Source organism: Comamonas sp. B21-038 (genome assembly GCF_022387135.1).
Classification (GTDB): Bacteria; Pseudomonadota; Gammaproteobacteria; order Burkholderiales; family Burkholderiaceae_C; genus Comamonas; species Comamonas sediminis.
Genome location: NZ_CP092462.1, coordinates 3,983,835 through 3,998,526 on the forward strand (window position 1 = coordinate 3,983,835; position 14,692 = coordinate 3,998,526).

8 protein-coding genes are annotated in these 14,692 nt (G+C 57.6%); all 8 read right to left on the bottom strand.

Features of this window, described 5'->3' with window-relative positions; translation table 11 throughout:
- Positions 1-59 precede the first annotated feature (59 nt).
- Positions 60-1,322 (bottom strand): SfnB family sulfur acquisition oxidoreductase, encoded by a 1,263-nt coding sequence (locus MJ205_RS18225; protein ID WP_239809752.1) that lies wholly within the window; start codon positions 1,320-1,322, stop codon positions 60-62.
- A 103-nt stretch (positions 1,323-1,425) separates the two neighbouring features.
- A complete protein-coding gene (locus tag MJ205_RS18230) occupies positions 1,426-2,088 on the bottom strand; it encodes a methionine ABC transporter permease (protein WP_239809753.1) in 663 nt (220 codons plus the stop codon).
- On the bottom strand, positions 2,078-3,268 hold the full coding sequence (locus tag MJ205_RS18235) for a methionine ABC transporter ATP-binding protein (RefSeq protein WP_239809754.1): 1,191 nt from the start codon (positions 3,266-3,268) through the stop codon (positions 2,078-2,080). The genes MJ205_RS18230 and MJ205_RS18235 overlap by 11 nt, the downstream gene beginning before the upstream one ends.
- A 24-nt stretch (positions 3,269-3,292) precedes the next feature.
- On the bottom strand, positions 3,293-4,111 hold the full coding sequence (locus MJ205_RS18240; RefSeq protein ID WP_239809755.1) for a MetQ/NlpA family ABC transporter substrate-binding protein: 819 nt from the start codon (positions 4,109-4,111) through the stop codon (positions 3,293-3,295).
- 40 nt (positions 4,112-4,151) lie between these two features.
- Entirely contained in the window at positions 4,152-4,964 is an 813-nt protein-coding gene (locus MJ205_RS18245) for a MetQ/NlpA family ABC transporter substrate-binding protein (protein ID WP_021026289.1), read from the bottom strand.
- 741 nt (positions 4,965-5,705) lie between these two features.
- A complete protein-coding gene (locus tag MJ205_RS18250; RefSeq protein ID WP_239809756.1) occupies positions 5,706-5,924 on the bottom strand; it encodes a hypothetical protein in 219 nt (72 codons plus the stop codon).
- Between the two features lie 38 nt (positions 5,925-5,962).
- Complete coding sequence (locus MJ205_RS18255; RefSeq protein WP_342395186.1) at positions 5,963-10,339, bottom strand: RHS repeat-associated core domain-containing protein; 4,377 nt, start codon at positions 10,337-10,339, stop codon at positions 5,963-5,965.
- Positions 10,340-10,445: 106 nt separating this feature from the next.
- Positions 10,446-14,606 (bottom strand): Ig-like domain-containing protein, encoded by a 4,161-nt coding sequence (locus tag MJ205_RS18260; RefSeq protein WP_239809757.1) that lies wholly within the window; start codon positions 14,604-14,606, stop codon positions 10,446-10,448.
- Positions 14,607-14,692: the final 86 nt, after the last annotated feature.

The following is a 14,692-nucleotide window of genomic DNA, read 5'->3' on the forward strand; positions in this document are numbered from 1 at the left end:
CGGCGGGGCGGCAGCGGGCTGCCAGCGCGCGCATCAAAGTCGTTGGGCGGTGCGGTGGCTCAGTTCCACTGGTGGCGGCGCGGTGCGCGGCCATTGAGCAGGTAGTTGCCCAGCAGGTGGTATTTCCAGCGCACCGGGTCGTGCAAGGTATGCACGCGGGCATTGCGCCAATAGCGGTCCAGGTTGTAGCCGGCGCGGGCCGATGAGGTACCGCCCAGCTCCAGCAGGCGTTCGCTGGCGTTCAGCGCGGCCTCGGTCGTCAAGATCTTGGCGCGCGCCACCGCCACCGATGCCTGCGCGCTGCTCTCGTCGGTGACGGGTTGCGCAGCCCATGCATCGAGCTGCTGCGCGGCATCGAGCAGCACCTCGCGTGCGGCATCCAGCTCGACCTGCAGCTGGCCAAACTCCTGGATGATGTAGGGGTCCTGCCAGGCATGCTCGACACCCGAGTGCACCCAGGCACGGGTCTTGTCTCGCACGAACTGGCGCGCCTCGTCGAACGCGCCCTGGGCAATGCCCATGTCGATGGCGGCCTGCAGAATCTGTGACACCGGGCCGGACAGGGTCGGCCGGTCCTTCAGGTCATGCAGCGCAATCACATCGCGTGGCTCGACCTCGACGTCCTTCAGCACCACACCGCCGCTGGCGGTGGTCTTCTGGCCAAAGGCGTTCCAGTTGTCGATGATCTGCAGGCCCGGCGCCGTGCGCCGCACCCAGACCTGTACCGGGCGCTGCGCCTCGTCCTCGGCGCGGAACGGCACCCAGTGGGCGAACAGCGAGCCAGTGGAGTAGTAACGCGTGCCGTTGACCAGCAGCCGGCCATCGGCTGTCTGGCGCAGGCTGGCGGTGGCATCGCTCAGCTGGGCAGCACGGCCCTTGCGCTCAGGCCCGGCATTGCCCAGGCGGTGGCCGCTCAGCACATCGGCAAACCAGCGGCTTTGCTGCTCGGGGCTGGCGGTATCGCGCAGGTTCTGCACCAGCGCAAAGTGGTTCTGTGGAATCTGGCCCAGTGAGGCATCGGCCGCGCTGATGCTGGCAAACACCTGCACGACGGTGTGCCAGCTGGCCTGCAGGCCGCCATGGCTGCGCGGCACGGTGATGCCGCCCAGGCCGCTGGCAGTGTAGCGCTCGATCTCGTCCCAGGGCAGCAGGCGTTCGCTGTCGCGCCGGGCCGCGCCGCCGCGAAAGCTCTCGGCCAGCGCAGCGGCCACTTGCAAGGCCTCGGCCTCGCTGCGGATCAGCGCGGGCTGGCTGGGCGGCAAAGGCAGGCGGGATGGGGAGTCGGCGGGCAACGCTGCGCCCTGGGCAACCGCTGAAGTCATTCGGTGCTTTCTGAAGGGTTCGAAGAGAGAAAGGCCAGAGACGCGCCCTGGCCTGCAGACCACGGCACCGCGCCGTGGTGGGCCGTTGTCAGAACGCGAGCGTTCAGCGGCTGCGCAGCCAGTGCGCCACGCGGTCGCCGGTGGCCTGCACGATGGTGACCAGCGCAATCAGCACCGCAATCACGATCAGCATGACCTGGGTGTCAAAGCGCTGGTAGCCGTAGCGGATCGCCAGGTCGCCCAGGCCGCCGGCCCCCACCGCGCCGGCCATGGCCGACGAGCTGATCAGCGCCACCAGGGTGATGGTGAAGCCGCCGATGATGCCGGGCAAGGCCTCGGGCAGGTAGACATGGCGCACGATGTCCCACTTCTTGCAGCCAATCGCCTGCGCCGCCTCGATCAGGCCGGGATCGACCTCACGCAGGCTGACCTCGGCAATGCGCGCGAAGAACGGCGTGGCGCTGATGGCCAGCGGCACAATCGCCGCCCAGACGCCAATCGTCGTGCCGGTGACAAGACGGGTGAACGGAATCAACGCGACCAGCAGCACGATAAAAGGCGTGGCCCGGAAACCGTTGACAACGCTGCCGACGATGCGGTTGGTGCGCGGCGACTCCAGGAAACCGCCCGGGGCCGTCACGATCAGCAGCACGGCCAGCGGAATGCCCGCCAGCAGCGCGATACCGGCCGAGGTGGACACCATGATGAAGGTGTCGGCCAGCGCCTTCCAGTAGCGGTCGATGGAAATACTCAGTTCAAACAACATAGCCCAGTACCCTGATTTCATGTGCAATGGTGAGGGGGCCTTGCGTCAGCGCGGCCCAGTCGTTGCGGGCGGCAGCACCATCGATGGCGATGATGAGCTGGCCCTGGGCATGGCCCTGGATGCGGTCCACACCGCCGTGCAGCAGGCGCACCTTGGCGCCCAGTGCCTCGGCAATGCGGGGAAAGTCCGGCTCCAGCCCGTCATGCCCGCTGTAGCCCAGCTGCAGTACTTGCTCAAATTGGCCGGTGCTGGGCGCTTGTGGTTGCAGGCGCTGCTGCAGGTCATCGGGCACGCCATGGCGCAGCGGTGCCAGCAAGGCCTGGGTGGCGGCATGGCGCGGGTTGCCAAACACCTGCCAGACCTCGCCCAGCTCGGCAATCTCGCCCTTCTCCAGCACCAGCACCTGGTCGGCAATCTCGCGGATCACGCTCATCTCATGGGTGATCAGGATCACCGTGATGCCCAGGCGGCGGTTGATGTCGCGCAGCAAGGCCAGGATGGCCTGCGTGGTTTCCGGGTCCAGCGCCGAGGTGGCCTCGTCGCAGAGCAGGATCTCGGGCCGGGTGGCCAGCGCACGGGCAATGCCCACACGCTGCTTTTGCCCGCCGGAGAGGCGGCTGGGGTAGGTCTTATGCTTGTCCTGCAGGCCCACCAGGTCGAGCAGCTCGGTCACCCGCTGCTGGATCTGCGCGGCAGGCACACCGGCCACCTTGAGCGGCAGGGCCACGTTCTCAAACACCGTCTTGGCCGACAGCAGGTTGAAGTGCTGAAAGATCATGCCGACACGGCGGCGCAGCTGCACCAAGCCGGCTTCATCCAGCGTGCCGATGTCCACACCATCGACCAGCACCTGGCCGCTGCTGGGCGCTTCCAGCCGGTTGATGGTGCGCAGCAGGCTGGACTTGCCCGCGCCGCTGCGCCCGATGATGCCGAAGATGCTGCCGGCGGCAATATCCAGGGTGATGTTCTGCAGCGCAGGCACCTCGCCCGCCGATGAGCGGTAGACCTTGCCCAGATCGCGGAACACCACGGTGCCCAGCGGCGCAGTTGGGGCCTGGCCCTGGCTGCCTGCGGCGGCCGATACAGGCGCATTCACCCGCACACTGCGGCCGTCTGCCGCAGGCTCAGCCTCGGCGCGGAACTGCCTGCGCAATACATTGGATACGGCTGAAAGGGCCATGTGCTTCTCCTGCGGTCGCTGCCCTTACCAGGGCAAGGTGTACAGCTTGGGGTCGTTGTTGAACTGCTGGCTGATGGCCTGCTTGACTGCCGCAGAGTTCTGGAACACCTGGACAAACTTGCGCAGCTTGGGGTCGTCGGCGCGGCTGGCCTGCGAGACAAAGCCCATCGCATAGAAGCGGTCGGCAATGCCCGAATAGGCCAGGGCCTTGCTGGCCTGTTCCTTCTTGCCGGCGCTGACAAAGTAGCTCGGCCAGAGCACGGCCAGGTCCACATCTGGCAGCGAACGGATCAGTTGCGGGCCCTCGACTTCGTAGAAGCGCAGCTGCTTGGGGTTGTCGGTGACATCGGCCACCGTGGCGCCAGGCGCATCACCGGTGCGCAGACGGATCAGGCCGGCCTTTTGCAGCAGTGCCAGGCCCCGGCCCTGGTTGACCGGGTCATTGGCAATCGCGACCTTGGCCTTGGGCGGCACATCGGCCAGCGACTGGTAGCGCTCGGAATAGATGCCGATGTTCTGCAGCAGGCCCAGGCCCACAAACTTGAGCTGGTAGCCGCGCTCCTTGATGACGTTGTTCAAAAAGGCCTGGTGCTGGAAGAAGTTCAGGTCCACATCGCCGTTGTTGACGGCCTCGTTGGGCACCGTCCAGTCGGTGAACTCGACCAGCTCCACATCCAGCCCCTGGCTCTTGGCGTCGGCAACCACCGCCTTGATGGCATCGGCCGTGGCCCCCGGCGTGGAGGCGATGCGGATCTTGTCCGCTGCCTGCGCCAGTTGCCACCCTCCCAGCATGGCCGCTGCTGCAATTGCAGCCACCACGCGTCTGTTGATCTTGTTCGTCATGTTTTTCTCGCTTGCTTGATGAAAGGTCTTGGTACGCGGCTTACTTCTTCAGCCAGGCCAGCGTGTAGAGCCGGTCGTCATTGCTGAAAGACTTTTTGCTGACCGTGCGCACGGTCTCGGAGTTCTGGTAGATGCGGATGAACTTCTGCACCACCGGGTCGTTGACCCGGTCCTTCTTGACCACGAACTGGATCGCGAACTGTTGGTCCTCGATGCCCGAGTACGCCAGGCCGCTCGATGGATCAAAGGCCTTGGCCGCCACGATGAAATGCGGGTAGCCCTGGGCGATATCCACATCACCGGTGATGCGCACCAGCTGCGGCCCTTCGACCTCGACAAAGCGCAGCGACTTGGGGTTGCTGGCAATGTCGTTGATGGAGCCCAGATAACCGACGCCCGGCTTGAGCGTGATCAACCCCACCTTTTGCAGCAGCAACAGGCCCCGGCCCTGGTTGACCGGGTCACTGGCAATGCCCACCTTGCCGTTGTTGGGCACATCGGCCACGTTCTTGTGCTTGAGCGAATAGAGGCCCACATTCGCCAGAATGCCGGTGCCGGCGCTGGCCAGCGCATAGCCATTCTTCTTCACGGCGTTGTCCAGAAACGGCTGGTGCTGGAAGTAGTTGATATCGATATCGCCGTTGTTGACCGCCACGTTCGGTGTGGTCCAGTCGGTGAACTCGATCACCTCCACATCGATCCCCTGGGCCTTGGCATCCTTGGCCGCCGCATTGATGGAATCGGCATAGGCACCGGGCACGACAGCGATCTTGAGCTTGTCTGCCGCCACAGCCGGCAGCACGGCCACAGCAATGGCAGCGGAGATCAGCACACGCTTGAAACTCTGAAACATGGGACGTCTTTCTGGAGGTAAAGACTGCGCCATCACATGGCGGCAGCAGCAACGAAGCCTCCATTGGAGCTTTCGGGCTGGCTTTGCACCACGAAGAATTTCAAATATGGATATGAGAAGTCTGTGTTGGGGGGCAGAGTTGCTTGGAGGGTTTGCGCCAATCTTGAAGAAGATGGCGATCCCGTGCACGGGCGGCAAACACCGCGATCCCAAAGCGGTCCGATGACTTTATGGTGGGCACCGCGCTGGTGGCTGGGTTTAAAACGGCGGTCACTCTGTCCTGAGGAGCGTCGCTTCAACCATGCCCAGACGGCGTTGTGACGCCACCGTCATTTGTATCTCTGCCAACTGCTTTCTGGGTAGGTAGATCCGACATTTCAGCACTGTCACGTGGGCAATTCTCTCGAAAACAATCTGCAGTCGGAATATTTCCTTCTATCTGGAAAGCAATACGGCCATTTGATTCTTACGAGCAATGCATATATCACTGTACTATTTTTCCAGACAACATGCATTCATAAAGATAGAAACTTTGACCTGAAGCATATTCCAAAAGGCTTAATTCCATCATTCATCTCATTTGCTTCCATTAAAAAACATACAAGCAATAAGAAAATCATGAATAATTAAACCTCATGGAAGACACGAACTTATATCGTTAGCATTCAAAAGAATTGAGACTATCGCACCGCTTTAAATAAAGCAATTCGTAAAATAATCGCGAATACCTATTTTTAAAAATCAAATCAAAAATGAGAATATATAAGCAATCACCATAAGAAGCCCGGAAAGCAACATCACATTATCCCAAAATACTATTTTTTGCATCCACCCTCTATCTTCTTTTCTCATTCTTCTTATAGCTTTAATTTTCTCTCTGTTAGTCACAGCTTGTAGCCCCTCACATTTAGAGAGCATGCTACTCACATAAATCATCAATAAGAAGGAGATAAAAACCATGCTTAGCAAAAAGTAGAGAAGCAAATTTTTCATAATATTTATTGTCTATTGCAAATTTCATCAGGACCAGAATTCAATATTGAATCGCGCGTTGATTTTGCAACATCATAGTATTTCCCATATACCTCATTTATTTTACCTGCAATTCTTGCACTAGTAAGAGCCGCATTGGCAAATGCGGCTTTTGCTGGATCCCTACTTAATAGACCTATCAAGGTCGCCCATATATTAGGACCTGAATTTGCTTGCCCTGTAAAGCTCAAAGGAATAGACGAAGATTTATAAAACTCTTCATAAGGGCATTCAATTATGCACCTCACCTCATAATCAATAGCTCCACTCACCCTAAAATCCAAGGAGAAAAAATTTACAAAACCAAAAATATCTACATACACGTTAATTCTACGAAATCCAAACAGTCTAAAATCAGGCTTTGCAATTTCCGGCTCTTTAACCCAATAACCCTTGGCAGCCAGCCCATAAGAATCGATGAGATTTATTGGCTGAGCCATCGCATATACAAACTGATTCACACCAGCTTCCAACCCAAGCGGATCCCACTCTAAGTAGCGACCAGTGGCAGGACTATAATATCTATTGAAATTATAATGCAAATTACTTTCGACATCAAAATATTGACCTGGGTACCTCAAATTCATCTCAATATCACTTGACTCTAGAACACTCACAAATCCAAAGCCTTCAGATACGCCCTGCCAAGAGACAGCACCCTTTTCATCGAAAGCAATTATAGGCAACCCTATATTATTGGTGTGTATGAAGTGGAGATAAACATCATCTTCACGCATTTTCAGAATTCCATCCTGAGGATTTTTAGCTTCTGCCTGCCATATAGGATCGGTGCTCCAAGAATTCCGCTCGGCAGACATAGGGTTAAATCCATACGCCTTTTGCATCAACCCTCTATCATCCAACTCCCCCATCAAACCACTTTCACCATATACATAATATGTGGTCTTAACCTCACCCCCAACTATATTAATCGTTTTACTTATCCGCCTTCCCATTGGATCATAACGATAATGTGATTCAACCTTCCTTGAAATATCCTCCGCACTTGACTCAATATATCGAATCATTTTCCCCCTAGAATTATATAAGTATTTTTTTGTTACAATACCATTTTTCTCTTCAGTTGTATGACCTTGATTGTTATAACTCACTAGTGTCGTAGAAGACTTGAAATGGGGTGCTTCCTCCCTACCAGGGTACTCCGTAAGTTGATTATTTTTATTATATTTCCATTGATCAACAGAAACACTGCTGGAAATTCTATTATGCACAGCATCATAAGAATAATTCTCTAGCGGCAATCCATTGTTAATTAGATTTTGATCAGGAATTACCCCGACCAGACGATCCGCATCATCATATTTATATTCAATCACACCTATAGCATTCTTCACCTCGGATACCTTGCCTGCCAAATCATATTTATAAGATCTCTTTTCGGCAATCCCGAGACTACTTTGAATGTTTATGTCTAACGGCCGCTGCAACTCATCGAACGTCACCACCTTAGTACTACCGGGCATTGAAATCTTAGTAGGCATGTTCCATTTATATTCACCATAAAACACACGCTTTCCATTTGGCAATTTTATTTCCGATAGACGGCCGTTTTCATATATATATTCACTAAGGCCTCCACCTGGATATGTATGACTCGCCAGTTGTCCATCCAAATTAAAACTTTGACTCGTTTTGATTTTCACAATTTCAGAGGAATCTATTTTTCCGTATGAAATATTAGCCTCAACAACTCGCCCCTGAGGATCTATGTCGTAGCTAGCGGAACTTAAAAGATCTCCTTGACCATTTAGCTGAACATAACCAGTCATATGACCTTCGCTATCGTATTTGTACTCTATAGTTTCTTCTACATTGTCACCACTACCTCTGTGCGATTCAAAAATTTTTTTTCCAATTCCATTATATTCATAATTCAACGCATTACCAGCCGCATCCAATTGCTTCTTCAACTGACCATCAGAATCATAAAAGTACTCTTTTGCATTTCCAAGAGGATCTAGCTCTTTGACCATCCTCTGAGACTTGTTATACTCAAATCTATGTGTGTTTCCGTTTGAGTCAGTCACTGAAGTTAATTGATCAAATGCATCCCATGTTTGATGCGTTTTTTGTCCAGTCGGATCAACATTCAGCACAACTCTACCTAATCCATCATAGTCAACGGATGAAGTCTTTCCCAAACCATCTGTAGTTTGCACCACCTGACCCAACCCATTATATAGTTGGCTATAAGTTCTAATCTCACCACTTTCAAGATGCTGTGTGAGGAGAGTGCGTCGACCAATTTGGTCATAATTATAAGATTCCTTATAAGTTGGATATTTTGTTTCTGTAAGCAACCCTGCAAACTCTGTCTCACTACTACCATATTTATAATGAATTTCACCTCCTGCGGGATCTTTCAAAAGAATAAGACGTCCTTCTTCATCATATTCCTTAAAGGCCGTAAGCCCGCTCTGGCTAATAGATTGAATAACCCTCCCTTCATCATCATGTAAAGCTTTACGCCCAGCGCCTTCAATTTCACCGGGAGCTAAAAATTCTACGACTTGACCTTTTTCATCATAGATAATATTTGAAATGTTATTTTGGGGACTGATTATTTGTATTTTTTTGCCTCGTGAGTTGTAGCGCATTTTAGTCGACTCACCTGCAGGGCCATTAATATTGGTAACATTACCCGCCTCATCTAATTCAAAGCGAGTAACTCGATTTAAAGCATCTATGTAGGTTGTAACCACACCACGCTGGTCATACGCAATACGCCTGGTATGGCCCTCCCCATCCGTTTGTGCGGTGACGTTGCCCGCGCTGTCGTACTGCCAGCTTTGGGTAATCGCATCCGCCTGGGTGGCATCCCCGGCACCTTTGGTGCTGCTGGTGAGCTGGCTATGTTGGTCGTAGGTGTAGAGGGTGGTGCGTTGCTCGGGCAGGCCCTTGGCCTCCACCCATTCAGTCACATTCCCCTTGCTGTCATATCGCCACGTACTCACAACCCCCAGCTGGTTGGTGTAGCTGCTCTGCCGTCCAAACACGGGCTCATACGTGTACTTCTCCACGCTGCCATCAGGGTGGGTGATTTGCAGCGGCTGGTAGTTGCTGTCGTAGGTCGTGGTGGTGCTGTAGCCCCGGGCGTTGGTGTACTTCTGGTGGTAGGCGCCATCCCATTGGTTGGAGGCGGTCTTTTTACCGTTGAAGGTACGGCTGAGCTCATTGCCTTGCAGGTCGTACTGGGTGACGGTGGCGTTGCCTCGGCAGTCGGTGTAGGTGACTTCAAACACCCTGCGCTCGCGCAGGTAGTTGTTGGCGCCCGTGGATGCGCAGCCGCTTTGCCCGTCGAACTGGCCCACGCGCCCGCCGCCCCAGAGGTTGGCGAGCTTTTGCGTGGTGCCGCTGGTGCCTGTGGGGTCGATGGTGACGCCTTTTTTGCCCAGGCTCAGCATGGGCTCGGGTGCGGGGATGCTTTGGATGTACTGGGCGCTGATCTTGAGGCCCAGCGGGTCGGTGCGGCTGGTGATCTGGCCGTTGGCGTCGTACTCGTATTTCCAGGCGTGGCCCATGACGTCGGTGACTTGGGCCAGGCGCTGGCCTGCCCATTGGTAGCTGACGCTGCGCCCGGCCAGGTCTTCTATTCTTGTGATCAGGCCGCCCGCCATGGTGACGGTGTAGATGGTTTTGCCCCCGTGGTCCAGGATGCGGGCGCTCGTCGCACTGTCGTAGGCGAAGCTGACTTTGACGCCGCTGGCGTTGGCATAGCTTTGGATGACGCCGTCTTGGCTGTAGTTGATGGTGTTGCCAAAGCGGTCGTACCATTGCCAGCCGGTGTGCTGGCCTGCGGCATCTTTGAGCCGTTTGATATAGACGGGTGCGTTGCCTTTGCTCTTGGCCATGTACAGATCGCTTTGGCCGCTGCGCTCGTAGAGAACCCCTACCCGCTCGATAACCTTGGCGTCGCTGCCCAGCGGATCGAGCTCAAAGCTGAGCGGTGCCCAGGCGGGGTTGAGCCACCAGCGCCCCTGGCTCCAAGAGCGGGCAATGTCCAAGCTGCCGCCCAGCACTTTGACGCTCAGGTCGGTGTTGCTCTCCTGGTACTCGCCATTGATCCAGTTGATGCGCGGCTCGCCGGCTTTGGCAACTGGGGTGAAGCCCAGCTCGGTGTTGGGAACGAAGGCGCCGATGCCGGAGATGCCTTGGGCGGAGGCCACGCTGGCTAAGCCCAAAGCGGCGACCAACAGGCTGGTGCGCAGTAGGTGCTTAGCGGGGGTGCCCCCATTTGCATTGGTGAGTACTGCAGTCTTTGCCGCAGCAGTCGTTAAACCCGCTGTTTTTTTCTTTGTCATTGTCATATCTCGTTCCCTCATATTGCTTGGCCTGGCGTGGGCTGATGCCTGGCCTTGCTGCGGCTTTGTGCGGCAGCAAGGCTTGATGGCCAGTGTTTTTTGATTGGGTTGTTCAGGCGCTGAAGGCTTAGCTACTGCCAGGGCCAGCGGGGCCAGATCCACCACCGCCTCCTCCGCCCCCGCCACCACCGCCAGGGCCGGAACCGGCACCAGCGCAGCACTCACCCCGGCAATGGGGTGTGCACTGTGGCGCCAGAGGCAGTTGGGTGCCGCTTCCTCCACCAGAGCCACCGCCCCAGCCGCCTCCTCCGCCGCCCCAGCCTCCGCCACCTCCACCTCCGCCGCTACACGACGTACCGGTGCCGACCAAGCGGCTGTATTGGGAGAACACCACCCGGTTCTCTCGCTCGCCGTTGACGCATTCAAACGAGCATTCGGCCGTGGCCCACACGCTGTAGGACGAGCAGCTCGATGCCTTGCTGCTGAAGGTGTTGGCAAGGGCGCGTTGCACAGCGGTGAAGTCGCCTGCCTTGGCACTGGTAAAGCCAATGCCCTTGGGGTGGAGCTTGACGGCAGTCACCCGGTAGGGGATGACTACGCGCTGCTTGGCTGCCAGCACTTTGGGGATGTCGGCCAAGAACTCGTAGCGGTAGTACTCATCGGACTGGGGCGGCTTGAAGACGACGTCCTCGGCCTGGATCAGGCCGTAGTTGGTCAAGGTCAGCTCGCCGGTGTGCTCCTCGCCAATTTGCAGCTCGGGCAGGTTGATGGACAGCGGCTCCAGCAGCACCACAGGTGCGGGCACCTGGGTCTGGAAGGTGGCCTCCAGGTTGATGTCGTAAACATCAGGAATGGTGGTTTCCGTGACGCTGAAATCAATGCTGATGGTCTGGTACTGCAGGTGCACCCGCTCTGTGGTGGTGATGCCCGGGCGCACAAAGATGCGGCCGGTCTTGTCAGAGTGGCGCGGGCCACTGGCACGGTAGGTGTAGGTGCCTGGTGGCAGGTCGGTCACGACAGCCTTGCCTTCCGCATCGGTGGTGAGTGTGCGCAGATAGGTGAGCACGGCATCGTTTTGCAGGCGGATGCGTGCGCCGGCCACACCCTTGATAGGCTGGTTGTCTGCGCCCAGGGTTCCAGTAAACAGATCGGTGATTTGGAAGCTCACCCCACCCTGCCCGCTTTGGGTCACCGCCACCGATACCGGAATGACGCCATCCCCGCTGTTGCCTGCGGTGACGATCAGCCTGTAGTTGTAGATACCATCGGCCACGCTCTTGTCTGGGCTGGCCGTCACCTGGATGGGCACTTCGCCGCCCACATCAATGGCACCGATCTGGTTGCCGCTGGCCAGGAACACCCAGGCAGGCGGCGGGTTGCCGCTGTTGTCTACCAGCTTGACCTGCACATTCTGCGCAGCCACCAGGCCCCGGTTGCCGATGACTACGCTCTCGGTGACAGAGCTTTCTTGCTGCACGCCGGTTTCGATGAACGTGGGCTTGGCAAACAGATCTGGCCGGGCCTGCACCAGCTTGTAATTGATGCTGAATGTGCCGCGCGGCGTATCGCCTGAATCGGCTGCAAAGGCGGTGAGGACGACCGTGCCCGACTCACCAGCTGTAGCGCTGCCGGTGAACTTGATGACCATAGGCACGGAGGCGCCGGCGGCAATATTGACAGGCGGGCCTGCATCCACGCTGATACCGGGCGGCAGGCTGCCGCTGGGCTGGTTGGCCGGCACAACGGCCCAGCGCACCCCCTCCACGCCCGTGCCGGCACTGGCACGCGCCTGGATGGTGATGTTGCTCGCAAAATCGCGCGCCGCCGTCAGGTTGTAGCTGGAGAGGTTGAAGCTCAGGCGGTTGATCGTGAAGCGCCCTTGCTCAGCGGTTGCGGTTTCATCGGGGTGAACCACCGAGACGACATAGGTGCCGTTGTCATTGGCAGCGGGTACAAACTCATAGCGGTAATTGCCGCTCGCATCGGTTGCGATATTGATGCGGCGCTTGAAGCCTGCGATATCCAGTACGATGCGCAGCGCAGCATTGGGGATTGGCTGTGCGGTATCGCGGGTGACGGCAGCGCCCGTGATAACAATGCTTTGCGCTCCATAAGACAGTGCAGGGCTGATATTGGCCACCGTGCCGATGTAAGGCGTCTTGGGCACCTCCGGCACGACGGGGGCGTTTTGCACCGTCACCACACGGGTGGCATGCGCGGTCTTGCCTGCGGCTGAGGTAGCCACCGCCTTCAAGGTATAGCTGCCATCGGCTGCCGCATTAGCCGCCCATTGCGCGCTGTATGGCGCTTGGGTGGGCGATGCCAGCAAGACATCGTTCGCGTAGATATCTACCTTGGCAATGCCTGCCTGGGCAGAAGCCACGGCGGTGATCGTGGCCGCGCTGGACAACACCGCATTGGGCGCGGGCGCCACAAAGCTGATGCTGGGTGGTGCGCTGGCATAGGTGACCGTGACCGCCGCGCTCTTGGGGCTGGTGCCGCGCGTGTTGCTGGCGGTCGCCTCAATCTGGTGTGCGCCTTCAGCGGATAAGCTGATGCTGGCCGCAAAGCTGCCATTGGCGCCCACTGCCACAGGCGCACCCGATGCCTGCCCATTCAAGAACAGCTGCAGCTGCGAGCCCGGCATCGCTGTGCCCGTCACATTCAACTGTGGCACGGCCACGGTCGTACCTGCCGCTGGCTGGGTGATCACTGGTGCTGCAGGGGCACTCAGATTGAGGGTGAAAGGAATATCCAGCACTGCCGCAATGCCATCGGCATCGGTCGCGGTGATGCTGAAGCTGTGGTTGCCATTGGGTAGCTGGGCAAAGTCCACCATCTGGCTATGGGTGACGGGGCTGGCCCGGCCATAGCTGCGCTCAAAAATCTGCACGCCGTTGACGGCAGCCTGGAGGCTGGTGACACCCACGGCACTTTCTGCAGTAACCGCCAACGTGCCTGGCTGGGTGATCGTGGCATTGGCTTGCAGTGCTTGGCCAGCAAAGCTGGCGGTGATGGCCGGGCCGTTGCCGCCTTGCTTTTGTACTTGGACGGTGCGGGTGGCGGTGTTGCTCAAGCCGGCGGTATTGGTAGCCTTGGCTTTAAGGGTGTAATTGCCGTTGGGCACACCCACCAGGGACCATTGCACTTGGTAGGGCGCGGCGCTCAGCAGCGCCAGGCGTTTGTCGTTCACCAAGATCTCCACATCCCGCAGGCCCTCAGCATCGCTGGCCGTTACCGCAATGGTGGTGTCTTGCTCCAGCACCGCGTTCGCTGCAGGTTGGCTGAATTGCACCACGGGGCCTTCAGGCGCATAGGCAATAGGCTGGCTGAGCGAGAACTGGTTGGTCTTGTTCTGCACCGTGCGGAACTGCACATACAGCATCTTGTCGCCACCGCCGCTGGACAAGGTGTAGACCACCTTGTTGGGATGGCTTGCCATTGCCTGCCAAGGCAGTGAATCGCCAAACTGGTCCGATTCCTGGATGCGGTACTGCGCTGCCTGCGGGCACTCCAGGACCAGCTCGACATTGCGAACCCGGGTCACATAGCCCTGGGTGGGCGCCATCGTGCAGTTCAGCACCGGCTCTGCACCCAGATAACTGCCATAGTCCACCCCGGTGCTAACGGCATTGCCCTGGCCTGCAGGGTTGCCCACCGCATCTTTGGGGCCGCTGGCATGCCCCCACCAGTTGCCGCGCGCTTGCACGACGGCAGCGGGCTGGGTGTTGCGCACACCAAACTGGGTATTGGCGGAAATATCGGATTCAGCGATAGAAGGCGTTGCACCTTGCTCAGCCAACAGGCCCACCTCGTTGTGGGTGATGCGCGATGCACTGATGCTGGGGCTGCCACTGCCTATCACCCGAATACCCACGGCATTGTGGCTGAGCTGCAAGCGGTTGAAGCTATAGCTACCACCATGCACAACCAGGCCGGCGCCGCCGTTCATATAGCTGGGCAAGCCCGCTGTACCACCGGCATAGCGAATCTGCAGGCCATCGAGTTGGAGGCTGGCAGTAGGCACACCCGCCTCCACCAGCACGCCCAACCAATCACCTGCTTCTGCCGTGCCGGGCTGCGGGTTGGTGGCCGCAATGGCACTGTCGTCGAACTGGCTGGTGAACAGCACATGGGCACCCGTTTGCAACTGGTCGCGCACATTGATACCAGCGCCTTCGCCAAATTTAACGACAACACCATCGGCAATACTGAGCTTGGCATTGCCCGCCGCCAGTGCGACTGCACCGCCTGCCAACGCGGTACCTGCCAGTACTACCGCTGCCATGGTTTGGCTATGCTTTTTGCCCACGGTGGCCGCCCTGCGGCATAGTGATGCCCACGCTCGGCGGGAGAATAACGAAGTGATGTGGG